The sequence below is a fragment of the Streptomyces sp. NPDC018029 genome (genome assembly GCF_044327655.1).
GTDB lineage: Bacteria > Actinomycetota > Actinomycetes > Streptomycetales > Streptomycetaceae > Streptomyces.
The window spans coordinates 876,463-900,469 of record NZ_JBIRFV010000003.1 but is presented as its reverse complement, the minus strand read 5'-3'; the positions used below and the strand labels follow the sequence as shown (position 1 = coordinate 900,469).

Sequence of the window (24,007 nt, the reverse complement as noted above, 5' to 3'; positions counted from 1 at the left end):
CAGAAGGTGTCTCGATCAGTGACCGCCACGCGCGTACTCGTCCTCAACTCCGGCTCGTCGTCGGTGAAGTACCAGCTCCTCGACATGCGTGACAGCTCACGCCTCGCCGTCGGCCTGGTCGAGCGGATCGGCGAGGAGACCAGCCGGCTCAAGCACACCCCGCTGACCGGCGGCGGCGCCGAGTCCCGTGAGCGCGAGGAGCCGATGGCGGACCACGAGGCGGCGCTGCGGGCCGTCGCCGACGAGCTGGCCGCCGACGGGCTCGGCCTCGACTCCCCCGAGCTGGCCGCGATCGGCCACCGGGTGGTGCACGGCGGCCTGAAGTTCACCCAGCCGACGGTGATCGACGACGCGGTGCTCAAGGAGATCGAGCGCCTCGTCCCGGTGGCCCCGCTGCACAACCCGGCCAACATCACCGGCATCCGCACCGCCCAGGCGCTCCGCCCCGACCTGCCGCAGGTCGCCGTCTTCGACACGGCGTTCCACACAACGATGCCGGAGTCCGCGGCGCGCTACGCGATAGACGTGGCGACGGCCGACGAGCACCGCGTGCGGCGCTACGGCTTCCACGGCACGTCCCACGCGTACGTCTCGCGCGCGACCGCGAAGCTGCTCGGCAAGGCGCCCGAGGACGTGAACGTCATCGTGCTGCACCTCGGCAACGGCGCGTCGGCGAGCGCGGTGCGGGGCGGCCGTTGCGTCGACACGTCGATGGGGCTCACGCCGCTGGAGGGGCTCGTGATGGGTACCCGGTCCGGTGACATGGATCCGGCGGTGATCTTCCATCTCGCCCGGGTCGGCGGAATGTCCATCGACGAGATCGACATTCTGCTCAACAAGAAGAGCGGTCTGATCGGCCTCTGCGGCGACAACGACATGCGGGAGATCAGGCGCCGTATCGACGCCGGTGACGAAGAGGCGGCACTCGCTTTCGAGATCTACATCCACCGCCTGAAGAAGTACATCGGCGCCTATTACGCGGTACTCGGCCGGGTGGACGCCATCGCGTTCACGGCCGGTGTCGGCGAGAACGCCGCTCCGGTGCGGGAGGCCGCGGTGGCGGGCCTGGAGGAGCTGGGTCTCGCGGTGGACGGCGCACTCAATTCCGTACGTTCCGACGAAGCCCGGCTCATTTCGCCGGAGTACGCGCGCGTGGCCGTCGCCGTGGTGCCCACCGACGAAGAACTGGAGATCGCCGATCAGACGTATGCATTGGTCAGCGACCGCAACGCCTGAGCGCACAGGCGCCCATTTGTAGATTCCACCAGACGGAATATTCCGTAGCGAAACAAACCGATAGGATCGCCTCATGCGCCGTTCCAAAATCGTCTGCACGCTGGGCCCCGCCGTCGACTCCGAAGAGCAGCTCGTCTCGCTGATCGAGGCCGGCATGAACGTGGCCCGCTTCAACTTCAGCCACGGCACGCACGCCGAGCACCAGGGGCGGTACGACCGCGTCCGTTCGGCCGCCGCGAAGACCGGCCGTGCCGTCGGCGTCCTCGCCGACCTGCAGGGTCCGAAGATCCGCCTGGAGACCTTCGCCGAGGGACCCGTCGAGCTGGTGCGCGGTGACGAGTTCACCATCACCACCGAGGACGTCCCGGGCGACAAGTCGATCTGCGGCACGACCTACAAGGGTCTGCCGGGCGACGTCTCCAAGGGCGACCAGATCCTGATCAACGACGGCAACGTCGAGCTGCGCGTCGTCGAGGTGGACGGCCCGCGCGTGAAGACGATCGTCGTCGAGGGCGGTGTCATCTCCGACCACAAGGGCATCAACCTGCCCGGCGCAGCCGTGAACGTGCCGGCGCTCTCGGAGAAGGACATCGAGGACCTCCGCTTCGCCCTGAAGATGGGCTGCGACATGGTCGCCCTGTCCTTCGTGCGCGACGCCAACGACGTCAAGGACGTCCACAAGGTGATGGACGAGGAGGGCCGCCGGGTCCCCGTCATCGCCAAGGTGGAGAAGCCGCAGGCCGTCGCCAACATGGAGGGCGTCGTCGCGGCGTTCGACGCCGTGATGGTGGCCCGTGGCGACCTGGCCGTCGAGTACCCGCTCGAGAAGGTCCCGATGGTGCAGAAGCGCCTCGTGGAGATGTGCCGCCGCAACGCCAAGCCGGTGATCGTCGCGACCCAGATGATGGAGTCGATGATCACCAACTCGCGCCCCACGCGCGCCGAGGCGTCCGACGTCGCCAACGCCATCCTGGACGGCGCCGACGCGGTCATGCTGTCGGCCGAGTCGAGCGTCGGCGCGTACCCGATCGAGACCGTCAAGACGATGTCGAAGATCGTCACCGCGGCCGAGGAGGAGCTGCTCTCCAAGGGGCTGCAGCCGCTCGTGCCGGGCAAGAAGCCGCGTACGCAGGGTGGTTCGGTGGCCCGTGCCGCCGCCGAGATCGCCGACTTCCTGGGCGGCAAGGCCCTGGTCGCCTTCACCCAGTCCGGCGACACGGCCCGCCGTCTGTCCCGCTACCGCGCGGCCCAGCCGATCCTGGCCTTCACCACGGACGAGGCGACCCGCAACCAGCTGACGCTGAGCTGGGGCGTGGACACCTACGTCGTGCCGCACGTCGACAACACCGACGCGATGGTCGAGCTCGTCGACGCCGAGCTGATCAAGCTGAACCGCTTCAACGACGGCGACACGGTCGTCATCACCGCCGGCTCGCCCCCCGGCGTCCCCGGCACCACCAACATGGTCCGGGTGCACCACCTGGGCAACGGCGAGCGCGACTGACCGTCGGCAGGACCGCACACATACGCCGAGGGCGCCCCCTGGATCAGGGGGCGCCCTCGGCGTATGAGCCATGACCGGCTCCGGCCGACGTCAGCGGGTGATCGTCTGCTCCAGGCCCGGCACCTTCAGCGTTCCGCCGAACTGGGCCGCCTGCAACACCTTCACCTTGGTGAAGTACGCGATGGGGACGTTCAGCGGCGGCGGGTGCTCGGGGTCGAAGACGATCGGGATCAGCCCGAACAGGTTGCCCTGGAGCCGCTCCGTGTACATGATCGTCTGCCCGTCGCGGATCGTGGACGTGGAGCCCTCTTCCGCCCTGATGTGGTACTTCGAGCCGTCGGGGCCCGGGGCGATCTGGTGCAGGTCGCCGATGTCCGTGCCGTTGTCGACGGTGAACTTCAGCGCCTGCTTCTTCTTGCCGCCGGCCGTCGTGAGGTTCACGACGCCCTTGTAGTCCAGACCCTTGAGGAGCAGAGAGCTGGCCTCCAGCTCCCACGGGTCGTCGGGGATCGGCACGGGCGTCTGCTCGGCCTCGCCGTCGACCTTCTTCTCGACCACGCACGGGAACGGCTTCTTGCCGTCCGCGTCCGGGGCCATGGGGTCGGTGACCTCGTCGTCCTTGGCCGCGTCGTCCTTGGGCTCGTCATCCTTGGGCTCGTCACCCTCGGCCTTGTCCTCGGCGTCGTCCTTGAGGTCGTCGGCCGTGTCCTTGAGCTTGCCGGCGCCGTCCTCGACCTTGTCGGCCGTGTCCTCGACCGGATCGGTGGCCTTGTCCTTCGTGTCCTTGGCCGGGTCCTCGGGCGAGGTGGTCTTCTCGGAGTCGGAGTCGGTGTCGGAAAGCGTCGGCGTCGGGCTCGGGGACTTCTTGTCGTCGGGCGTGAAGACGTCCTTGAGCGCGTCCCCGACACCCAGCGGGTCCCAGGGGTTCCTGGTCTCGGAGGGCGAGGGATCGGGCGCGGGCTCCTTGGCCGCGTCCTTGTCCTTCGCGTCCGGAGACGGCGACGTGCCCCCGGCGTCCCCGCCCGAGCCGGCCTTGTTGTCCGGGTCAGCCTTGTCGTCCGGGTCGGCCTTGTCGTCCTGGTCGGCCTTGTCGTCCTGGTCGGTCTTCGTGTCGGCGGAGGGCGAGGGGGTCGCCTCGGGCTCGGTGGTGTCCTTGCCCGGCTCGTCGCGGTCGGCCTTCTCCTTCTCTGCGTTCTCGGCGTCCTTCGCGTCCTTGGCGTCCTTCGCTTCCTTCTCGACGTCCTTGGAGGCGTCGTCCGGCGCCGTGACACACGGGCCGTCCCGGAAGGGGTTCTTGGGGACACCAGGCTTCGCCTGCGCGAGCGTCGGGGTCAGGCCCATTCCCATGAGGACCGCACTCGGCATGGCCGCGAGGGCTATCGCCTTGCCCGCGGGCATCTGCAGACGGGTGAGCAGCGGCTTCCTGGGGGCCGCGTGACGCGGCCCGGATCTCGCACGGGACGCCGCCCCCGCGGCGTCCTCGTGGTGCACCTCGTCAGCCTGCACGGTGCCTCCCGTTCGTCCCGTCCACCGGGCTCGTTCCTGACAGATCGTCGGTAGCGCTCGCACCGTCCACACCGGTCGGGCCGCCCGCGACCGCGGGCTCGGGCGCCTTCCCCGTCCGCCCCTTCGCGCCCTTCGCGGGTACGCTGCCGGGCTCGCCCCAGGCGATGCCGAGGGCGCCGCCGATCAGCGCGAGCAGGAAGCCGATGAGGAAGCCGCCGATGTTGGAGACGACCAGGGAGACCAGGGCGAGCAGGATCGCCGCGACGCCCGCGAAGACCCGCGTGTGCACCTGGAACCACATCGTCAGACCGAGCACCATCAGGAGTACGCCGATGATCAGCGAGCCCGCTCCCGCCGTCGTGGCCAGGGCCAGCGTCAGGTTGCCGAGCTTGATGTTGCCGTAGGGCAGGTAGGCGATCGGCACGCCGCCAAGGATGGTGAGGAGGCCTGCCCAGAACGGGCGGGAGCCCCGCCAGGCCCGGAACTTCCTGCGGTAGACCTTGAGGAAGTGCTCGTTCGGCCCCGGTGACTTGGCGCTCATGGGAAAACAGCTCCTTGGAACCGGCGGTACGTGAATTCGGTGAAGCTCTGTGGTGGCGGGCGGGAGAGACGTCCTCCGCGCCCGCCGGGCCAGTCGCTGTCCCGTGGTGCCCGCCCTGACGGGCCGGCGGGTCAAGGACTCAGCGCGTGCTCGAGCGGGTGCTCAGAAGCACTCGTTCTTGCCCTTGTGCAGCTTCATGTTGAGGCCGCTGAGCTTGAAGGTGCCCGCGCTGGTCGCCCAGGCCGTCTGCTCGATGTCCCGCAGGATGGCGCGGTCGGCCTCCTGGGCGAAACCGTTCGGGTTCGCCTGCTCGTTGCCGCCCTTCATGCCGGGGCCCTTTTTGGAGGACCCGGCGGCGACACCGATGTTGATGTTCCTGAACTCGGCGTCGGCCTTCAGCTGCGCCACGTCGATGTACAGGTTCTTGGCCTCGACGGGCGTCTTGCCGCCGCCCGCCCTCAGCTGCAGCGTGACATCGCCGAGCACCGGGATGTGCGTCACGACGGACTGGCACATGTTGGTGATCTTGGCCTTCTTGAAGGCCGAGACCGACACCGGGTGGGCGGCCTTCTCGCCCTTCATGTCGACACCGACGTCAACGCCGCCGTACTGGACCATTCCACGGCCGTCGAGCTTGTCGGCCGAGACCTTGAACGACTGGCCGGACACGCTGAAAGATGCCGCGAGCGCGCCCTGCGAGAGGGCGACACCTATCGCGGCGGTAGCCGCGACGCTCGGCACCATGACCACGGCGAACCGCTTCCATCTGGTTCCGCCACGAGCCACAGATTCCATGACTTTCCTCCTTCTCGGACGTACATCTCCGGCCCTGACTGCTCCCTTTCGGGCGGCTCAGCCGGGCAGGGATGGGAGAAGTGCTACGTCCTCGGGAAGGAGAGCGCCCGCATCGGAGGCGCGCAACCGCACCACGTTCACCGGCGATCACCCCCGAGCGACAACCACTGGTCGCGCCTGACGCATCACGCACAACCTCACGGACAGGCCCTGCCGGGAACGGCAGAGACCCCCCTGTCCAGACCGGCGACGGCGTCACCGGCCTGCTCGGTGGGGACCCGGAAGGCCCGCTCCCGACTGGCTTTCGGGTTGCGGGTCATCGGACCGAGCGTGGCCGATCGTGGTGCATTCTCGGCGCCCGCACAAGGGGGTTCGTTACTCGCTAGTAACGGCCCGATAACCGAAGCGCGACCGCGCGGTATCGGTCGGGCACGGACGGTGGCTCAAAGAGGCGGCGCAGAACGGAACATCAGTGGGCGTAACAGCCCAGAAGGATGCCGATGTCTTACTCCAAGTAACAGCGGCCGCGTTTGCCAAGTTTTGGCAAAGCGCGGCCACTGTGGTGCCTCGGGAACAGAGTTTTCACTTCTGCACCACGACACCCCGGGTTTAGGGACTGGTCAGAGAATCCCGGCTCAGAAGAGAACGCGGGCAAGCGCCGTGCGCGCCGACGTCACGCGCGGGTCCTCGGCGCCCACGACCTCGAAGAGTTCGAGGAGCCGCACCCGCGCGGCGTCCCGGTCGTCGCCCGCGGTGCGCCGCACGGTGTCGATGAGCCGCCCGAAGGCGTCCTCGACGTGACCGCCCACCAGATCCAGGTCGGCCGCGGCGATCTGGGCCCGCACATCAGCCGGATTGTCGGCGGCGTCCTTGCGGACGACCTGCGGGTCGAGACCCTGGACGCGCTGGAGCAACTCGGCCTGCGCGAGCCCGAGTTTGGCCTCCGTGTTGGCCGGATCGTCGCTGAGCACGTTCTTGTACGCCTGGACGGCACCGGCGAGATCGCCCGCGTCCAGCGCCTGTACGGCCGCTTCGAGCAGGGCGTCGTAAGGACCGGCCGGCACCTCGGCGGGCGCGGCGGCCTGCTGCCCCTGCGCGTCGGCGTCGACCACGAGGCCGGTCAGGCCGAAGCGCTCCTCGCCGACCTGGATGAGCTGGTCCAGGGTCTGGCGGATCTGCGCCTCGGGAGCGGCGCCCTGGAAGAGGGGCAGGGCCTGTCCGGCCACCACCGCGAAGACAGCCGGGATCCCCTGGACCCCGAACTGCTGCATCAGCATCTGGTTCGCGTCGACGTCGATCTTGGCAAGGAGGAAACGGCCGTTGTACTCCTGCGCGAGCCGCTCCAGGAGGGGGCCCAGCTGCTTGCACGGCTCGCACCACTCGGCCCAGAAGTCGATGACGACCGGGACCTCGGTGGAGCGCTGGAGGACCTCGCTCTCGAAGCCCGCCTCGTCGACGTCGATGACGAGGGAGGCCGGGGAGACCGCGCCTGCCGCGCCCCCGCCCTGCCGTGCCGCGTCGGCGCGCGCCTGCTCCGCCTTCGCCTTGGCCTCCTGGGCCGCCTTCACCGCGGCGAGGTCGACGACTCCGCTCATGGACATGTTCCGTGGCTGCATGAGTACATCCTCCCCCAACCCGTGCGGGAACCGCGCCCGTCCGTCGGCCCCCGCCGGATTGCGGGGTCGCGGGCGGCACGGTTCGAGGCTCCGATGACGACCGGAGGTCCGGTGATCGGCCCGGGGTCCCCACCCCGTGCCGGTGATCGTGCTGCGTGGTTGTCGCTCGTGGCTTTCGCTACGGGTCGTAGCGTAACTGCCCTGTCGCGGCCTGGGGAAGCACCCTCCGGTGATCTCCCTCACTCCGCACCCCGAGCGGCCGCGTACCGGCCGGTATGGTCGCGGCCATGCAGAGCCGTACGTCCACCACTCCACCCGCCCGCACCGGCGGCCGCCCGCGCAGCGCGACCGCCGACGCCGCGATTCTGGAGGCGACCCGGCAGGGCCTCGTCGAACTGGGCTGGTCCAAGCTGACGCTGGGCGCCGTCGCCACGCGCGCGGGCGTCGCCAAGACGACCCTGTACCGGCGCTGGGCGGGCAAGAGCGAACTAGTCGTCGACGCGGTGGCGGAGCTCTTCGACGAGCTGGAACTCCCCGACCGGGGCAGCCTGGCCGCCGACATCGAGGGCGTCGTCCTGCAGTTCGCGGTGCTGCTCGGGCGCCCCGAGACGAAGACGGCGCTGATGGCGGTGGTCGCGGAGTCCACGACGGACGAGCCGCTGCGGGACCGCATCCGCGCGTCCATCGTCGACCGCCAGAAGCGGCTGGTCCTCGCGGGCCGGGAACGGGCACAGGCGCGCGGCGAACTCCCGCCCGAACCCGACCCGCTCGCCGCGTCCCGCACCGCCGACCTCATCTTCGACGTGATCGCGGGCGCGGTGGTGCACCGCGCCCTGGTCAGCGCGGAACCGGTGGACGAGGAGTGGGCGCGCCGCTTCACACTCCTACTCCTGAGCGGCTTGGCAGCGGCAGCGGCGCAGCCCTGACGGCTGACAGAGGCACGGTTCGGCCAGGGGCGCGGGGAACTGCGCGACCAGCCCCCACCGCCCCGCACCCGAAGCTCAGACCTGATACCGCTCAGGAGCGAACAGCTCCAGGTTCTCGGCGACCCAAGCCGACGTGTGCTTGAGCCCCTCCGCGAGGGAGACCTCCGGAACCCACCCCGCCCACTCCCGGGCCCGGGAGTTGTCCGAGAGCAGCCGCTCGACCTCGCTCCCGGAGGGACGGAGCCGCGCGGGGTCGACGACCACGGAAGCCTCCCGCCCCGACGCCGCGATCAACGCCTCCGCGAGGTCACCGATGGAGATCTCCCGGCCCACGCCGAGATTGACCGCGTGGCCGAGCGCCCGGTCGGCGACCGCCATCGCCATGAACCCCCGCGCCGTGTCCGTCACGTACGTGAAGTCCCGGGTGGGCGTCAGCGACCCCAGCTTGATCTCCCGGGCGCCCGAGTGCAGTTGGGCGAGGATCGTGGGGATGACGGCGCGGGCCGACTGCCGCGGACCGTACGTGTTGAAGGGGCGCACCACCGTCACCGGCAGCTCGAAGGCGTGCCAGTGCGAGAGCGCCATCATGTCGGCGCCGATCTTCGACGCGGAGTACGGGGACTGCGGCTGAAGCGGGTGCGCCTCACTGATCGGCGCGGTCAGCGCGGTCCCGTACACCTCGCTGGTGGACGTGTGCACCATGCGCCGCACGGAGTGCCGCCGGCACGCCTCCGCGACGTTCTCCGTACCGACCACGTTCGTCTGGACGTACGCGCCCGGGGAGTCGTACGAGTACGGGATGCCGATCAGCGCGGCGAGGTGGAAGACGGTGTCGCACCCGGCGACGGCGTCCATCACGCGCCCCGCGTCCCGTACGTCCCCCGCGATCATCTCGACCCGCGGGTCGCCGAGGAGATGGGCGAGGTGCCCCTTCTCGGCGTACGGCTTGTAGTGCACGAAGGCGCGGACCCGCGCACCCGCCGCCAGGAGCTGGTCGACGAGCGTCGAGCCGATGAAACCCTCGGCGCCGGTGACGAGGACGGTGCGGTTCTGCCACGAGAAGGCGGTCATGCGTACTCCAGGTGAGACGTGTGGTGGTGGGTGAGTCCGAGGACCCGCTCGGCGAGCAGGTCGGCCGCGCGGGCGTGCGGCCCGGGGTCCGCGGCGCCGCTCATCGCGGCGAGCCGCACCGGGTCCGCGAGCAGCGGCCCGATGAGCCCCACGAGACGGTCCGCGGTGGTCTCCGCGTCGGGCAGGAGGAGTCCCGCGCCGGCGTCGGAGAGGACCCGCGCGTTGTGGGTCTGGTGGTCGCCGGGCGCGTGCGGGTAGGGCACGAGGACGGCGGGCACGCCGGTGGCGGCGAGTTCGGCGACGGTCGCGGAGCCCGCGCGGCAGACGACGAGGTCGGCGGCGGCGTAGGAGAGGTCCATGCGGTCGAGATAGGGGACGGCGCGGGCAATCGCGCCCCCGCCCTCGAAAGCGAGCCGGGCGCGCGTCTCATCGAGCGCCGCGGGACCGGCCTTGATCAGCAGGTGGACGTCCCGTCGCTCCCGCCAGCGAGCCGCGAGGCCGACCGCCGCCTCCGTGAGGCGGGCCGCGCCGAGGCTGCCGCCGTTGAAGAGGACGAGCCGGGCACCGGGCGGCACCCCCAGCTCGCGCCGGGCCTCGTCGCGCAGCGCCGCCCGGTCGAGCGCGGCGAGCGGCGCGGCGATCGGCATTCCCGTGGTGTGCGCGCGCTCGCCGCCCGGCAGGTGGGCGCGGCTGCGGTCGAAGGCGACGGCGATGTTCGGGGTGAGGCGGGCCGCGAACCGGTTGGCGCGCCCCGGCACGGCGTTGGACTCGTGGATGAGGCTGGGCAGCCCCGCCATGCGGGCGCCGACGATGACGGGGGCGCTGGGGTAGCCGCCCATGCCGACGGCGACCTGCGCGCCCTGCTCGCGCAGGATGGCCCGGCACTGGGCGCCGGACTTCAGCAGCGCGGCCGGCAGCAGATAGCGGCGGGCGCCGAGCGACGGGTCGAAGGGGATCATGTCGACGGTGTGGAGGCGGTAACCGGCGTCCGGTATCAGCCGGGTCTCCAGGCCGCGTTCGGTGCCGACGAAAGAGATCACCGCGCCCGGCACGGCCCGGCGCAGCGCGTCGGCGAGGGCGAGGCCGGGGTAGATGTGCCCGCCGGTGCCGCCCGCGCCGATGACGACGGAGAGAGTGGTTCGCATGGCAGTGGAGCTTCACGCGAGGGTCTAAGAGGGTTTTAAGAGCCGTGTTTGGCACCTTTGGTGCATGAGTTTCGCGAGCGTGACCAGCAAGGGCGGCCCGCCGCGAGCGGGCGGGGCGGCACCGCACCGGATCCTCGTCGTCGACGACGACCCCGAGGTCCGGGCCGCCGTCGAGGACGCCCTGACGGTCGAGGGCCACCACGTCCGGGGCGCGGCGGACGGGCACCGGGCGCTCACGGCGGTGGCCCGCTGGCAGCCGGACCTGGTGGTCCTCGACGTCCTGATGCCGGTCATGGACGGGCTCGCGGTCTGCCGTCAGCTGCGCGCCGCGGGCGACCGCACCCCGGTCCTCGTGCTGACCGCGCTGGACTCGGTGAGCGAGCGCGTGGACGGCCTGGACGCGGGCGCCGACGACTATCTGGTGAAGCCGTTCGCCCTGGACGAGCTGGTGGCCCGGGTGCGGGCGCTGCTCAGGCGGGCGACGCCGGAGCGGGCCGCGGACGACGGCGACGACCTCTCGTACGGCGATCTCGTCCTCGATCCCGCGACGCGCACCGGCAGCCGCGGCGGGCGCAGGGTCGAGTTCAGCCGCACGGAGGCCGTCCTCCTCGAGCTGCTGCTGCGCAACGCGGGCCAGGTCCTGCCGCGGGACCTGATCCAGCAGGCCGTCTGGGGCCGGGACTTCGGCCCGGACTCCAACTCCCTCGCGGTGTACGTCGGTTATCTGCGCCGCAAGCTGGAGTCGGGCGGTGAGCCCCGCCTGGTCCACACCGTGCACGGCGTCGGCTACCGGCTGGGCTCTCCGTGAGCGCGCGGCGCAGGCTCGGCGCGCGCTGGCGGCGCCGCAGGCCACTGCGGACCCGGCTCGCGGTGATGGCGGCGGCCGCCGTCGCGCTGGTGGCGGTCGGGGTGTGCACCGCCGCGTTCTTCGTGATCCGCTACAAGCTGTACCAGCAGCTCGACCAGAACCTCGCCCAGTCGGCCGGGCTCATCGCGCAGCAGCACCGCGCGGAGGGGCCCGGCGTCATCACGGGCGAATGCCGCTTCCTGGGCGCGCCCGCCTGCTCCCAGATCGTCCCGGCCGACGCGGCGGACGATCCGTCGAAGCCGTATCTGCTGCCGGTGAACGGGCCGACCCGAGAGGTCGCCGCCGGCCGCCGCGCCCCGTACTACTCGAACTTCACGCTGCCGGGCGGCAAGCCGGGGCGCCTGTTCACCACCACCTTCGGCACCGAGGGTGAGGCGGTGCAGGTCGCGCTGCGCGCGGACATCGCGGAGCGCGGCGTGCGGCAGGCCGCGGGGCTCCTTGCCGCGGTGGGCGGCGCGGGCGTGCTGTTCTCGGCGGCCGGCGGCTACTGGGTCTCGCGCACCGGTCTGGCGCCGATCACCCGGCTCACCGCCACGGCCGAGCGCATCGCGGCCACCCGTGACGCCCGCCACCGCATCGAGCTGCCGCCGGGGCCGCCCGGCCGCGAGGGGCACGAGGACGAGGTGACCCGCCTCGCCACCACGTTCAACACGATGCTCGCCGAGCTGGAGGAGTCCGTGGCGGCGCGCCGCCGGCTGGTCGCCGACGCCTCGCACGAGCTGCGCACCCCGCTGACGGCGCTGCGCACGAACGCCGAACTCCTCGCCAGGGCGGACCGGTTGACGGACGCGCAGCGCGACCGGGCGTCCGGTGCGCTCGGCCGGCAGCTGCGCGAGGTCACCGGTCTTGTCAACGACCTGATCGAGCTGGCCAGGGACGCGGAGCCGCAGCCGCTGCTCGAAGAGGTACGGCTCGCGCCGCTGGCCGCCCACGCGGTGGACGCGGCCCGCGGCCACTGGCCCGCCATCCCCTTCACGCTCCAGGTGGCGCCGGAGGCGGCGGAGCTCAGCGTGCCCGGCGTACCGGCGCGGCTGTCCCGGCTGCTCACGAACCTCGTCGACAACGCGGCCAAGTTCAGCCCGCCCGGCGCGCCCGTCGAGGTCGCGCTGACCACCACGGAGCTGACCGTGCGCGACCACGGGCCCGGCATCGCGGAGGAGGACCTGCCGTACGTCTTCGACCGCTTCTACCGCGCGGAGAAGGCCCGCGCGCTGCCCGGCTCGGGGCTGGGCCTCGCGATGGCCCGGCAGATCGCGCACGCGCACGGGGCGGAGCTCACGGCGGAGCGGGCGCCGGGCGGCGGCGCGCTGTTCCGCCTGGCCCTGCCCGCGCCCTGAGGGCCCGCCCGGCTACTTCTTGTTCCAGGCGCAGCTGCCCAGCGTGGCCTTGCCCCTGTCGACGAGCCGGTCGGCGTCACGGGCCATCAACACGCGGGTGTGGTCGCCCTTGCACACCACGGTGCGGTCCCCGTGCCCGGCCAGGTCGACGAGGATCTGGTCCCAGTGCCGGTACTGCACGTCGTGCCCGGAGTCCGCGTACGAGCGCACCTTCGCCCCGCCCGGCAGCGCATCCCGCCAGGTCTTCAGCGTCGCGGCCGGCACGGTGGTGTCCTTCTCGCCGCCGTAGAGGTACACGGGGGCGTCCAGCTTCGACAGGTCGGGTCCTGGACGCTCGCAGTACAGCTTCTGCTCGTGCACCTGGGGCGCCGGGTCGGCCTGCTGGCCGCGCTGGTTGTAGGTGCGCGCGCCTTCCTCGTACGCCGTGTCGGCGAAGCCAGGGATCGACTTCACGGGGCTGTCGTCGGGGAACGCCCACCACTTGCGCGGGTCCTTGATCTGGTCCTTCACGGCGGCGGCGAGCCGGTCGTCGGAGAGGGAGCAGTAGGCGGGCTTCGTGCCGAACGGCGGCAGCGCGGCCGCGAGGTGCAGCTGCGAGATCCGCTCGGGGGCGCGCTCGGCGAGTGCCGCGGCGTAGGGTCCGCCGCCGGATATCGCGACGACGGACACGTCGTCCACGCCGAGCCGGTCGAGGACTTCGAGGGCGTCCTTCGCGAAGTCCTCGGTGCCCAGCTTCTCGTCGAACGCGGTGTCGCCGAAGCCGTTGCGCTCCACGGAAATGAGGCGCAGGCCCAGGTCCTCGCGCGTCGAGCGGAAGAAGTCGGTCATGTGCGAGGCGCGGGCGCTCGTGCCGGTGCCGCCGATGAACAGGACCGGCTTGCCCTCCTTGTCGCCCGTGTCCGAGTAGTGGGCCGTCCGCCCGTCGGAGAGCTTCGCGGCGCGCACCTCGGGGCCCAGGGAATCGAAGTCGTCCTGGACCTTGGGCTCGGGCGGCGGGCTCGCACTCACCTCGCCGGAGCCGCCGACCAGCAGCGCGCCGAGGACGGTGGCGGTGGCGGCTCCGATGGCGATGGCGGCGGTGCGGGCGTGGCCGGTCGAGGTCACGGGGTCTCCTGGGACGGGGGGCGATTGACCGGGCGGGCGCCTGCCCTGGCCCCTGGGCCTTAAACCTACGAATTCGCACCGCCCGGCGGGCGGGGGCACTCCACCCGTTTTGCCCCCGTCTGCGGGCGCGGGCTGTGGGGCATCCGCCGCTTCGCGTGTACCTGCGGGGCGGTGGGGGTTGCTCGCGCAGTTCCCCGCGCCCCTAAAAGACCCCGGCACGCCCCGACCGCACCCGTCAGGGGGCCCCGACCATCCCCGTCAGGGTGGGCCCCGAACGCCCCCGTCAGGGTGGGGGCTGCATGCAGGCGGCGGGGCGCAGGTGCAGGCAGGGGCGCGGGGAACTGCGCGACCAGCCACAACGGACCCGCAGACAGGCAAGCCTCGAAGCCGCCCCGCACCCCGGCACGCCCCGCCCTTACGGGGGCGTGCCGGGGTCTTTCAGGGGTGCGGGGAACTGCGCGACCAGCCACAGCAGACCAGCAGGCAAAGGGAGCGCGCCCTCAGAACCCGGGCGGCTCCACGTAGACCCCCCACTCATCGCGAAGCACCCCACAGATCTCACCGAGGGTCGCCTCGGCCCGCACCGCCTCCAGCATGGGGGCAATCATGTTCGACCCATCCCGCGCAGCGGCAAGCATCGCGTCGAGCGAGGCCCGCACCCGCGCATCGTCACGCCGCCCCTTGCGCCCCGCGAGCTCCCGCACCTGCTCGCGCTCGACCTCGTGGCTGACGCGCAGGATCTCCAGGTCGCCGGTGACGGAGCCTTCGAGGCAGTTGACGCCGACGACCCGCTTGTCGCCCTTCTCCAGGGACCGCTGGTACTGGAAGGCGGACTCGGCGATCTCGCCGGTGAACCAGCCGTCCTCGATGCCGCGCAGGATGCCGGAGGTGATCGGCCCGATCGGGTGCTGCCCGTCGGGGCAGGCCCGCCGCCCCCGCTCCCTGATCTGCTCGAAGATCTTCTCGGCGTCGGCCTCGATGCGGTCGGTGAGCTGCTCGATGTACCAGGAGCCGCCCAGCGGGTCCGCGACATTGGCGACGCCGGTCTCCTCCATCAGCACCTGCTGGGTGCGCAGCGCGATCTCCGCGGCCTGCTCGCTCGGCAGGGCGAGGGTCTCGTCGAGGGCGTTGGTGTGCAGGGAGTTCGTGCCGCCGAGCACCGCGGCGAGGGCCTCCACCGCCGTCCGCACCACGTTGTTGTACGGCTGCTGGGCCGTGAGCGAGACCCCCGCGGTCTGCGTGTGGAAGCGCAGCCACTGTGCCTTCTCGGTCTTCGCTCCGTACTCGTCCCGCAGCCAGCGCGCCCAGATGCGGCGCGCGGCGCGGAACTTGGCGATCTCCTCGAAGAAGTCGACGTGCGCGTCGAAGAAGAAGGAGAGGCCGGGCGCGAAGACGTCGACGTCCAGGCCGCGCGAGAGGCCCAGTTCCACGTACCCGAAGCCGTCCGCGAGGGTGTACGCGAGCTCCTGCGCGGCCGTCGCCCCGGCCTCGCGGATGTGGTAGCCGGAGACCGAGAGCGGCTTGTACGCGGGGATGTCGCGCGCGCAGTGCTCCATCAGGTCGCCGATGAGGCGCAGGTGCGGCTCTGGCTGGAAGAGCCACTCCTTCTGGGCGATGTACTCCTTGAAGATGTCGGTCTGCAGCGTGCCGTTGAGGACGGCCGGGTCGACGCCCTGGCGCTCGGCCGCGACGAGGTACATGCAGAAGACGGGCACGGCGGGCCCGCTGATGGTCATGGACGTCGTGACGTCGCCGAGCGGGATGTCCTTGAAGAGGACCTCCATGTCGGCGGCGGAGTCGATGGCGACACCGCAGTGACCGACCTCGCCGAGCGAGCGCGGGTCGTCGGAGTCGCGGCCCATGAGGGTCGGCATGTCGAAGGCGACGGAGAGGCCGCCGCCGCCGTTGGCCAGGATCATCTTGTAGCGCTCGTTCGTCTGCTCGGCGTTGCCGAAGCCCGCGAACTGGCGGATGGTCCAGGTGCGGCCGCGGTACCCGGTGGCGTAGAGCCCGCGGGTGAAGGGGTACTCCCCCGGCCAGCCGATCCGCTCGAACCCGTCGTACGTGTCCCCGGGCCGGGGGCCGTAGACAGGGTCGACGGGGTCCCCGGAGAGCGTGGTGAAGTCCGCGTCGCGCTTGCGGGCCTTGTCGTAACGGGCCTGCCAGCGTCGGCGGCCTTCCTCGATCGCGTCAGCGTCCATACCATCGAATTTACTAGGACGTCCTAGTAAAAGTCGATGGCCAACCGCCACGGACCTGTCCGTGGCGGTGGAGGTTACGCCTTGGCGGTGACCGGGGAGCCGTCGGCGATCAGCGGCTCGACGTCACGGGCGACCTTGCGCTCGACGAAGAAGGCGGCGGTCGGGATCGTGCCCGAGACCAGTACCCAGAGCAGCTTGCCGAACGGCCACTTCGCCTTGGAGCCCAGGTCGAAGGCGAAGATCAGGTAGATGATGTAGAGCACGCCGTGCACCTGCGACACGACGAGCGTCAGACCCTCGCCCTTGTCGAAGCCGTACTTGGCCACCATGCAGGCGCAAAGGATGAGGAGCATGACGGCGGTGACGTAGGCCATCACCCGGTAGCGGGTCAGCACGCTGCGTTTCATGGCTACGAGCGTAACCGCCCTTTTCACGCGATCTTCGCCGCCCCCGCCCGTACCGGAACGACCCGATCCCACTTCTCGCCGGGCGGGCCCTACTGCTCCTCGAAATCGCGTGCCGCCACCCGCAGCGGCCGCAGCATCGCGAAGATCTCCCCGCACTCCTCCGCGTCGTACACCCCGAGCCCGAAGTCCATCGCCATCAGCTCGCGGGTGGCCGCCTCGACGACCTCGCGGCCCTTCTCCGTGATGGAGGCGAGCGTGCCGCGGCCGTCGTTGGGGTTCGGGCGCTTGTCGACCAGGCCGGACTTCACCAGGCGGTCCACGGTGTTCGTGACCGAGGTCGGGTGCACCATGAGCCGCTCGCCGATCTTCGACATCGGCAACTCGCCGGCCTGCGAGAAGGTGAGGAGCACCAGCGCCTCGTAGCGCGCGAAGGTCAGTCCGTACGGCTTGACGACCGCGTCGACCTCGGCGAGCAGGATCTGGTGCGCCCGCATGATCGAGGTGATCGCGCCCATGGCCGGGACCGATCCCCAGCGCTGCTTCCAGAGCTCGTCGGCGCGGGCGATGGGATCGAAGGGGAGGCTGAGCGGCTTCGGCACGGCATCGACCTTACCCGCCGGTCATATGGTGGTCAGCCCCGTCTCGCAATTCGGTCGTACGTACGGCTCCGCGGCCGCGGCCGGGCCCTGACGCCCGCCGGGCTCGCGCTCGGCACCGGAGGCGGTGTGGCACAAGAGCTTGAATAGTCCTTTATGTAACGATTGCCGGGCTGACTGACCGTCACTGTCACCATCGCCCAAGGGGGCTGGATGCACCGGCTGCTCCGCACGTTCACGGCACTCGCGGCCCTCGCCGCCCTCGGGCTCCCGGCAGGCTGCTCCTCCTCGGACTCCGGGTCCGACGGCACGAAGGAGGAGGCGGCCGTGCGCAAGCCCGCCACCGCTAGCGCCGGGCCCCCCGCCGGCACCTTCTGGGTCGACCCCGACAGCCCCGCCGCGCGCCAGGTCAGGCAGTGGGAGGAACAGGGCCGCGCCGAGGACGCCGAGACGCTCAGGCGCATCTCCGAGCGGGCCATGGCCGTGTGGCCGGCCGGGGACGATCCGGCGCCCGACGTCGCGAAGGCGACGCGGGGCGCGGTCAAGGAGGACCGCACCGCCGTGCTCGTCGCGTACAACATCCCGCACCGCGACTGCGGCCAGCACTCCGCGGGCGGCGCGGCCAGTGCGGAGGCCTACCGGAGCTGGGTGGACACCTTCGCCGACGCGATCGGCGACGCCCCCGCCCTGGTGATCCTCGAGCCCGACGCGATCCCGCACATCGTGGACGGCTGCACCCCGGCCGAGTACCACGCGGACCGCTACCAGCTGCTCTCCGAGGCGATCCAGCGCCTCAAGCGGCAGCCGGAGGTGAAGGTCTACCTCGACGCGGGGAACCCCGGCTGGATCACCGAGCCGTACAAGCTCACCGAGCCGCTCCAGAAGGCGGGCATCGCCCAGGCCGACGGCTTCTCGCTGAACGTCTCCAACTTCCAGAGCGACGAGACGATCAAGTCGTACGGCCGCACCCTCTCGGCGACCGTCGGCGGCAAGCACTTCGTCATGGACACCAGCCGCAACGGCAAGGGCCCCTTGTCCGGCGACCGCGAGGACGCCTGGTGCAACCCGCCGGGCCGCGGCCTCGGCACCCCGCCGACCGACCGCACGGGCGACCCGCTGCTGGACGCCGTCCTGTGGATCAAGCGGCCGGGCGACTCGGACGGGCCGTGCCGCGGCGGCCCGGAGGCCGGCCAGTGGTGGCCGGACTACGCGCTGGGGCTCGCGCGGAACGCCAAGGGAGCCTGAGAGCCTGACTTGAACCCCCGCCTGCGCAGCGGCGCCCGGAGCGCCGCGTTCAGCGGTCCGTGCCGACGTGGATCCACTTCGCCTCGGACGACGTGCCGTCCTTGTCGGTGACGAACAGCATGTACCAGCCCGGCGGGACGAGCGCCCGGTCCTCCCGCGGCACGTCCACCGTCACCTTGCCCTTGCCCTTGCTGAGCGCCAGCGCGATCGAGCGCTGTTCGACGTCCGTCGTGTGCGTCACCGCGCTCGGGCGCATCAGGCGGGCCGACGCGATGTTCTCGGGATGGTCGGTGCGGAACGTCGCGCGGCCGTCCGCCGCCAGCTCCTGCGGGCCCTCGCCGAGCACCGGCCGGTTCTTGCCGCCCCGGTGCAGCGCGGGCGGCGTGAAGATCTCCATGCGCTGCTCGAAGTGGCCGAGCTTGGTGTTCTGCTCGTTGTCGTAGAGCGGGTCGGAGCCGAACGTGGCGACGCGGCCGTCGGGCAGCAGCAGCGCCTCCGAGTGGTAGTTGCGGCCCACCTTGGGCGCCGCGGCCTCGCGGAACTCGTTCGCCTTGGGGTCGTAGAACTGCGCCTTGTAGATGTTGCTGCCACTGCGGCCGCGGTAGTCCTTCGAGCCGTTCGTCGTGAACACCGAGTCGTTCGGCATCAGCACGCTGTTCAGGTAGCGGGTGCCCTGCGGCAGCTGGGGGCCGGTCCTGAAGGACGGGTTGTCCTCCTTGAGGTCGATCACCGCCGTGCGCCGCGTCGCCTTGTCCGACTCGCCCACGCCCCCGCCGCCCATGATCATCACCTTCTGGTCCTGCGCGGGCGGCAGCAGCACGGACGCCGACGTCTCGGTCTGGTCGAGGTCCTCAAGCCCCGGGACCTTCTCGAACTTGTTCGTCTCCAGGTCCCACAGGCCCGGCTCACGGCCCTTGTCCGCGGGCCCGTACCCCGCGTTGGACGCCGGGTAGAAGAGCTTGCCGCCCTTGGTGAGGAAGAGCGCGGGATACGTCGGGAAGTACCGCTTGGGACCGTCCGACCACTTCTTCGTCTTCGGGTCGTAGATCTCGTTGTCGCCCGGGTCGACGACGCCCACGTCGTCGAGTCCGGAGACCGCGAGCACCTTGCCGTTCTCCAGGCCGACGAGCGTCGGATACCAGCGGGCCTTGTCCATCGGCTCCACCGGGACGTACCTCTCGGCCTTGGGGTCGAACTCGTACGCCGCCTTGATCCCCTGGAAGTCCTGCTTCTCCATGTCGATCTTCTCGGCGATGCCGTAGGTGTTGTCGGCCTCCTCGCCGGTCAGTCCCTCGATCTCGTACTGCGCGGACTTCTCGGTGACCGACTGCTCGCCCTCCTGGACCGCCTCGACGAAGACCCGCGCCTCGCTCGCCTTGACCTTCGTCTTCCAGGGCTGCATCACCCCGGACTTGGAGTACGTGATCTCGTAGTCCCGCTTCGCCTTCGGCACCTCCACGTCGAACTTGCTGACGTACTCGACGCCGGACGGTGAGCGGAACTTGGTGCCCTTCTTCAGGACCACCGGCTTGTCCGGGTTCTCGTTCTTCACGCGCATGCCGCCGCCGGCCCGCTCCACCTCGCCGTCGAGCAGCTCGTAGCGCGCGGTGCCGCCCGCCACCAGGAGCCGCCCGTCGGGGAGTTGGGCGTGCCCGGAGCAGAAGAAGTCCTCGGGCGTGGGGATCTTCTTGAACGTGTCGTTCTTCGGGTCCCACAGGACGGTGTCGAACGACCCCGCGTCGAATTTCTTCTGCTCGTTGCCGGAGCCCGCGACGATCAGCACCTTGCCGGTGTGGAGCAGCGCGGCGTGGATGGCGTTGGTGCGGTACTCCTTGGGGATGGAGACCTGCTTCCAGGAGCCGTACTTCTTCTTGTAGCCGGGCTGGGAGATCTTGTACTCGTAGTACTGCTCCTCGGCGAAGGAGAGCGCGGCGGGAGCGTTCAGTCCGACGAGCAGCGCGCCCGCGCCGACTCCGATGGCGGTCTTTCTCGTGCGCTTCGAGGGCCGGTAGGCCATGGGTCAGTTCCCTCCTGTCGTCGTGCCGGTGGCGAACGCCGGCTCCGGTTCGCCCTCCGGGCCCTCGGCCCGCAGGCCCGGCTCGCTCTCGGCGCGCAGGCTCGGCTTCTCCGCCTCCCGCCGCTGCCGGGCCGCTCTGCGCTCCTTGACGAGGCCGAAGGCCCAGACGCTGACCGGTGCCAGCGAGATGACCATCGCGAGCACCGACCAGGTGCGCATCGCCACGTGCGTGTGGTCGAGCACGAAGGAGGCGGCCAGCGACGTGCCGAGCACCACCGCCCAGAAGAGGTGGATGCGGAAGGTGAGGAGCCGGTCCGGGCTCGTGCCGTCGCCCTTGGGCGTGACGACGAAGCGGCTGGGACGGCGCAGGACGGCCGCGCCGAGCGACTTGGCGTAGATGGGTGCGGAGAGCGCCGACATCGCCATGCCGGCGAGGCCTCCTGAGCCCTCGGGCTCGTGCGGGGAGACGTTGTGCCTGCGGTTCCAGAGGTAGAGGCCGATCTGGAGTGCGGCCGCGTCGCTGTAGAGCATCAGCCAGACGGACGCGGCGACCTGGGTGCCGCTGGCCCCGAACCACAGGAAGAGCACACAGCTCAGCACGCCGAGCAGCCAGTTGACGGCCGTCATCGGGTAGTACACGAGCATCAGGGAGTACGAGAAGAGACGCCCGGGCGGCATCGTGAACGGTGCCTTCCAGTACTGCTTGAACAGCGTCTCGTACGTGCCGCGCGACCAGCGCATCTGCTGCGTGAAGAAGTCCGTCCAGGAGGCCGGCCCCTCGCCGACGGCCAGCACGTCCGGGGTGTAGACCGAGCGCCAGTGCTTCTTGGTGACCGGGTTGCGGTGGCGGTGCAGCTCGAAGCCCGTCGCCATGTCCTCGGTGATCGAGTCGTGCAGGCCGCCTATCTGGGTGAGCGCGCTGATGCGGACGACGTTGTTCGTGCCGACGAACATGGGGGCGCGGTAGCGGTTGCCCGCGCGCTGGATCAGCGCGTGGAAGAGGAACTGCTGGGACTCCGCGGCCTTGGTGACGGGCGTCTCGTAGTTCCCGTAGACCTGCGGCCCCACGACGAAGGCGACGTCCGGGTCGCGGAAGTAGCCCATCATCCGCTCCAGGAAGTTGGGGAGCGGGACGTGGTCCGTGTCGACGGAGGCGAAGAAGTCGTACTCGGCCTGGTGCATCGCCAGCCAGGCGTTGTAGTTGCCGTGCTTGGTGCGGGCCTTGTGGGGCCCCTTCTCGCGATTCCACTCCGGCACCCCGTGCCGCGTGAAGTACCGCACCCCGAGCTCTTCGCAGAGGGCCTTGGCCTCAGGGGTGTTCCCTTCATCTAGCAGCCATACGTCGAGGGGGCCGGGGTGGTGTATCCGGACCGCCCCTTCGAGCGTCGCCCGGACCATCGACAGGGGCTCCTTGCCCGGCACGTACGTGGTGAGGAACGCGACGCGGGTGCCGGCCTCGGGATACACGGGTATCGGATCCCTCGCCACCATCGTCGCGTGCGCGATCGAGACGACGTTCACGAGCATGAAGAGCTCGATCAGCCCGATCGCCACGAGCATCGTGATGTCCAGCCCGATCAGCCAGCTGTCGGCGCCCTCGCGTTCGGTCCAGTGGGTGGGCCAGACGAGGTAGACGAGGAGGAGGCCGGTGAGGAGGGGGGCGAGGGTCATGAGGAGTACGGCGCGTATTCGGTGCGGTTCGCCGGCGAGCAGCTTCCGGTACCGGACCTGGTACGTCCCGTCCCCGCTCTCCTGCCCGTTCCCCCCTCCCTTCCCTTCGCCGCCTGCGCCGCCGTCCGGCTCCGTGAGCGGTCCGGCGAGCGTGCTGTGGGTCTCGTAGTCGTAGCCCTCCGGCTGCCGCACAGCGCCCTCCAGGTTCTGGTAATCCAAACGAGCCGATACCCACACAAAAGTGGACTTTCCCCGGCGTGTCGAACGGGGTTCGCCCGTGCGAGCGGTTTTGGGGTGGGGGGTTGCGGTGGGGGGTGGCTTGTGTGGGGGGCTGGAGGGGGCGCCTTGTGCGTGTGGGGCTCGCCTTCCGCCCGTCTGTGGGGCGGGGCCGCGGGGGTATGTGCGTACTCGCCATCCCTGCGCCACGCTGCCCGAACAAAGACGCCATGGTGTGCTCGGTGCTCCGTTCGCACATACCCCCACGTCCCCTCGCGAGCGCGTGCGGCTGCACCCCGGTGGGGGTTCCTCGGGCGTTCCTCGTCCTCGCCTTTGCTCCCTTGCGCGGCAGCTGCGCCGCGGGGCCATCCCCGTCCACCCGCCCTACTCCCGCAGGACATCGCGGGGCATCCCCATCCACCCGCCCCTACTTCCGCAGGACAGACCCACCCACCCCGCCCCTGCTCCCGCAGGACGTTGCAAGGCACCCCCCCACCCCGCGCCTGCTCCCGCAGGACGTCACAGGGCAGCCCCGCCCACCCGCCCCTACCCCCGCAGGACGTTGCGGGGTAAACGGGTGGGTGGGTGGGGAGCATCCGCCGCGGAGCGGCGGGCTTGGGGCTCCTACCCCGGCGGGACGGTGCAGGGAAGCCCACCCACCGCCCCCCCCCCGGGAGGAAGGCCGTTACGGGCGCGTGCGGCGCAGGCGGTGGCGGACCGCGCGCTGGGCGAGGGGCCCCAGATCCTCGACCGCCGTCACGAGGACGGAGAGCTGCTCGAGGGAGTCGAGGGCTCGCGCCGCGCCGACCGCGTCGACCCCTTCGTACAGCTCCATCCCCACGAACGACGCCCCCACCGCCCGCGCGAGCCCGACGGGATCGACGAACTCCCCGAGCGGGGAGGCGGAGAGGACCCGCGTCAGGACCTTCTCGATCTCCGCGATCCAGAGGGCGAGCCCCGCCCCCGTGGCGGCGGCCAACCGCGGCTGGGTCTGCGCCCCGGCGAGCAACTGCCCGAGGACGGCGACGTGCCCCGCCTCGCGTTCCTCCTCGTGCATCTCCCGCCCGAAGGCGAGAAGTTCGGAGAGGGAGCCAATCCCGGCGAGGCGTTCGCGGTAGCGGGAGACCCGCTGCTCCGTGCCGTACCTGCACGCCTCCGCGAGCAGGTCGTCGACCGAGCCGAAGTGGTAGAAGACGAGCGCCTGGTTGACGCCGGCCGCCGCCGCGATGCTCCGCGCGGACGTCTTGGCGATGCCCTGCTCCGTGAGGGTCCGCAGGGCGCCGTCGAGGAGCTTGCCCCGGGTCTCCTGGGCCTTGGAGGGATCCTTCGCGGCGCTCACGCGCGCGCCTCCTCGCGGACGGGGCGCAGCCCGGGCCTGACCCCACACGTCCGGACGTCGGTGTACGTCGCCTCGAAGGACCCCTCGTACCCGAAGAGCGGCCCGAAGTGCCGGTTCGTGACCCGCACCCGGATGCGGAAGCGTCCCGACGCGTCGTCGTAGGACTCCCGCACCTCCGCGTCGCCGCCGATCAGCGACGGCACGCGGCAGTCCACCGGGCCCTCCCGGAACCGGTGTTCGCCGGAGCGGATCAGAAGCGAGCCGTCGGGCTCGGCCCGGAAGTGCAGGTCGCTGGCGAGGTGCTGGTGCGTGCCGAGGTAGTCGAGCACGCGGTCGCCCCCGGGGCCGAGGACCATCTGGGCGTCGAAGCGGCGGGGCCCGCCGGGCAGATCGAAGGTGCGCACGAAGGTCACCGTCTCACGGCCGTACGTGTCGGTGTACGGCACGTTCTCGATGACGAAAGGCACGTCCCTGCCCTGGCGCGGGACGAGGATGTTGCGCGTGCCGCCGACCGCGAGGAAAGGTTTCACGAAGCCACGCCCGTGCCAGATGCGGTCCATCACGCCCCGCCCCGTGCAGGCCTCGCCGCTCGCGAGGCCGACGGAGAAGCGGCGCCGGAGCTGCGGGTGCAGCCGGTCGAAGTCGGCGCCCATGGCGGTACGGAAG

The 24,007-nt window shown here is 71.0% G+C and carries 20 protein-coding genes; 6 read left to right on the top strand and 14 right to left on the bottom strand.

Going from position 1 to position 24,007, the window contains the following annotated elements; translation table 11 throughout:
- Positions 1 to 18: 18 nt before the first annotated feature.
- A complete protein-coding gene (locus ACH4D5_RS12680) occupies positions 19 to 1,236 on the top strand; it encodes an acetate kinase (RefSeq protein ID WP_398301333.1) in 1,218 nt (405 codons plus the stop codon).
- Positions 1,237 to 1,309: 73 nt separating this feature from the next.
- Positions 1,310 to 2,740 carry a pyruvate kinase gene (gene pyk, locus ACH4D5_RS12675; RefSeq protein WP_398301331.1) on the top strand — a complete coding sequence of 477 codons (1,431 nt, stop codon included), beginning with the start codon at positions 1,310 to 1,312 and terminating at the stop codon, positions 2,738 to 2,740.
- 90 nt (positions 2,741 to 2,830) lie between these two features.
- On the opposite strand, the gene ACH4D5_RS12670 is transcribed toward pyk, so the two are convergent.
- The 4 genes from ACH4D5_RS12670 to ACH4D5_RS12655 all read right to left on the bottom strand — a co-directional run bounded on the left by ACH4D5_RS12670 (position 2,831) and on the right by ACH4D5_RS12655 (position 7,198).
- The gene (locus ACH4D5_RS12670) at positions 2,831 to 4,246 is read right to left on the bottom strand and encodes a hypothetical protein (RefSeq protein ID WP_398301329.1); all 1,416 of its coding nucleotides are present in this window, start codon (positions 4,244 to 4,246) and stop codon (positions 2,831 to 2,833) included.
- Positions 4,236 to 4,787, bottom strand: coding sequence for a DUF6114 domain-containing protein (locus tag ACH4D5_RS12665; RefSeq protein WP_398301327.1), 552 nt, complete (start codon positions 4,785 to 4,787; stop codon positions 4,236 to 4,238). Before ACH4D5_RS12665 ends, ACH4D5_RS12670 begins: the two co-directional genes overlap by 11 nt.
- Positions 4,788 to 4,949: 162 nt before the next feature.
- On the bottom strand, positions 4,950 to 5,582 hold the full coding sequence (locus tag ACH4D5_RS12660; RefSeq protein WP_398301325.1) for a DUF6230 family protein: 633 nt from the start codon (positions 5,580 to 5,582) through the stop codon (positions 4,950 to 4,952).
- A gap of 635 nt (positions 5,583 to 6,217) precedes the next feature.
- Positions 6,218 to 7,198 carry a tetratricopeptide repeat protein gene (locus ACH4D5_RS12655; protein ID WP_398301323.1) on the bottom strand — a complete coding sequence of 327 codons (981 nt, stop codon included), beginning with the start codon at positions 7,196 to 7,198 and terminating at the stop codon, positions 6,218 to 6,220.
- A gap of 287 nt (positions 7,199 to 7,485) precedes the next feature.
- Between ACH4D5_RS12655 and ACH4D5_RS12650 the strand changes: the two genes are divergently transcribed.
- Positions 7,486 to 8,124: a TetR/AcrR family transcriptional regulator gene (locus ACH4D5_RS12650; RefSeq protein ID WP_398301321.1), complete on the top strand. Its 639-nt coding sequence runs from the start codon at positions 7,486 to 7,488 to the stop codon at positions 8,122 to 8,124.
- A 75-nt stretch (positions 8,125 to 8,199) separates the two neighbouring features.
- Here ACH4D5_RS12650 and ACH4D5_RS12645 read toward each other — a convergent pair whose 3' ends face one another.
- Together ACH4D5_RS12645 and ACH4D5_RS12640 are read right to left on the bottom strand one after the other, a co-directional pair.
- Positions 8,200 to 9,195 (bottom strand): SDR family NAD(P)-dependent oxidoreductase, encoded by a 996-nt coding sequence (locus ACH4D5_RS12645; RefSeq protein ID WP_398301319.1) that lies wholly within the window; start codon positions 9,193 to 9,195, stop codon positions 8,200 to 8,202.
- Entirely contained in the window at positions 9,192 to 10,340 is a 1,149-nt protein-coding gene (locus ACH4D5_RS12640) for a UDP-N-acetylglucosamine--N-acetylmuramyl-(pentapeptide) pyrophosphoryl-undecaprenol N-acetylglucosamine transferase (protein ID WP_398301317.1), read from the bottom strand. Before ACH4D5_RS12640 ends, ACH4D5_RS12645 begins: the two co-directional genes overlap by 4 nt.
- Positions 10,341 to 10,404: 64 nt before the next feature.
- Here ACH4D5_RS12640 and ACH4D5_RS12635 point away from each other — a divergent pair, with 64 nt between their 5' ends.
- Both ACH4D5_RS12635 and ACH4D5_RS12630 read left to right on the top strand, forming a co-directional pair.
- Positions 10,405 to 11,148: a response regulator transcription factor gene (locus ACH4D5_RS12635; RefSeq protein WP_398301315.1), complete on the top strand. Its 744-nt coding sequence runs from the start codon at positions 10,405 to 10,407 to the stop codon at positions 11,146 to 11,148.
- Positions 11,145 to 12,545 (top strand): sensor histidine kinase, encoded by a 1,401-nt coding sequence (locus tag ACH4D5_RS12630; RefSeq protein ID WP_398301313.1) that lies wholly within the window; start codon positions 11,145 to 11,147, stop codon positions 12,543 to 12,545. Before ACH4D5_RS12635 ends, ACH4D5_RS12630 begins: the two co-directional genes overlap by 4 nt.
- 12 nt (positions 12,546 to 12,557) lie before the next feature.
- On the opposite strand, the gene ACH4D5_RS12625 is transcribed toward ACH4D5_RS12630, so the two are convergent.
- The 4 genes from ACH4D5_RS12625 to ACH4D5_RS12610 form a co-directional block, all read right to left on the bottom strand.
- Entirely contained in the window at positions 12,558 to 13,649 is a 1,092-nt protein-coding gene (locus ACH4D5_RS12625; RefSeq protein ID WP_398301311.1) for an alpha/beta fold hydrolase, read from the bottom strand.
- A gap of 500 nt (positions 13,650 to 14,149) precedes the next feature.
- Positions 14,150 to 15,850 (bottom strand): methylmalonyl-CoA mutase, encoded by a 1,701-nt coding sequence (locus ACH4D5_RS12620; protein ID WP_398301309.1) that lies wholly within the window; start codon positions 15,848 to 15,850, stop codon positions 14,150 to 14,152.
- 74 nt (positions 15,851 to 15,924) lie between these two features.
- Positions 15,925 to 16,257: a DUF3817 domain-containing protein gene (locus ACH4D5_RS12615; RefSeq protein WP_398301307.1), complete on the bottom strand. Its 333-nt coding sequence runs from the start codon at positions 16,255 to 16,257 to the stop codon at positions 15,925 to 15,927.
- A gap of 89 nt (positions 16,258 to 16,346) precedes the next feature.
- Positions 16,347 to 16,856, bottom strand: coding sequence for a MarR family transcriptional regulator (locus ACH4D5_RS12610; protein ID WP_362990340.1), 510 nt, complete (start codon positions 16,854 to 16,856; stop codon positions 16,347 to 16,349).
- Positions 16,857 to 17,066: 210 nt separating this feature from the next.
- Between ACH4D5_RS12610 and ACH4D5_RS12605 the strand changes: the two genes are divergently transcribed.
- Positions 17,067 to 18,098, top strand: a complete 1,032-nt coding sequence (locus ACH4D5_RS12605) for a glycoside hydrolase family 6 protein (RefSeq protein ID WP_398301305.1) — start codon at positions 17,067 to 17,069, stop codon at positions 18,096 to 18,098.
- A gap of 49 nt (positions 18,099 to 18,147) precedes the next feature.
- Here the strand turns inward: ACH4D5_RS12605 and ACH4D5_RS12600 are convergent, their stop codons facing one another.
- The 4 genes from ACH4D5_RS12600 to ACH4D5_RS12585 all read right to left on the bottom strand — a co-directional run bounded on the left by ACH4D5_RS12600 (position 18,148) and on the right by ACH4D5_RS12585 (position 23,994).
- Positions 18,148 to 20,115 (bottom strand): galactose oxidase-like domain-containing protein, encoded by a 1,968-nt coding sequence (locus ACH4D5_RS12600; RefSeq protein WP_398301303.1) that lies wholly within the window; start codon positions 20,113 to 20,115, stop codon positions 18,148 to 18,150.
- Between the two features lie 3 nt (positions 20,116 to 20,118).
- Complete coding sequence (locus ACH4D5_RS12595) at positions 20,119 to 21,978, bottom strand: glycosyltransferase family 2 protein (RefSeq protein ID WP_398301301.1); 1,860 nt, start codon at positions 21,976 to 21,978, stop codon at positions 20,119 to 20,121.
- 709 nt (positions 21,979 to 22,687) lie between these two features.
- The gene (locus ACH4D5_RS12590) at positions 22,688 to 23,341 is read right to left on the bottom strand and encodes a TetR/AcrR family transcriptional regulator (protein WP_398301299.1); all 654 of its coding nucleotides are present in this window, start codon (positions 23,339 to 23,341) and stop codon (positions 22,688 to 22,690) included.
- Entirely contained in the window at positions 23,338 to 23,994 is a 657-nt protein-coding gene (locus ACH4D5_RS12585) for a DUF4166 domain-containing protein (RefSeq protein WP_398301466.1), read from the bottom strand. The genes ACH4D5_RS12590 and ACH4D5_RS12585 overlap by 4 nt, the downstream gene beginning before the upstream one ends.
- Between the last annotated feature and the right edge of the window lie 13 nt (positions 23,995 to 24,007).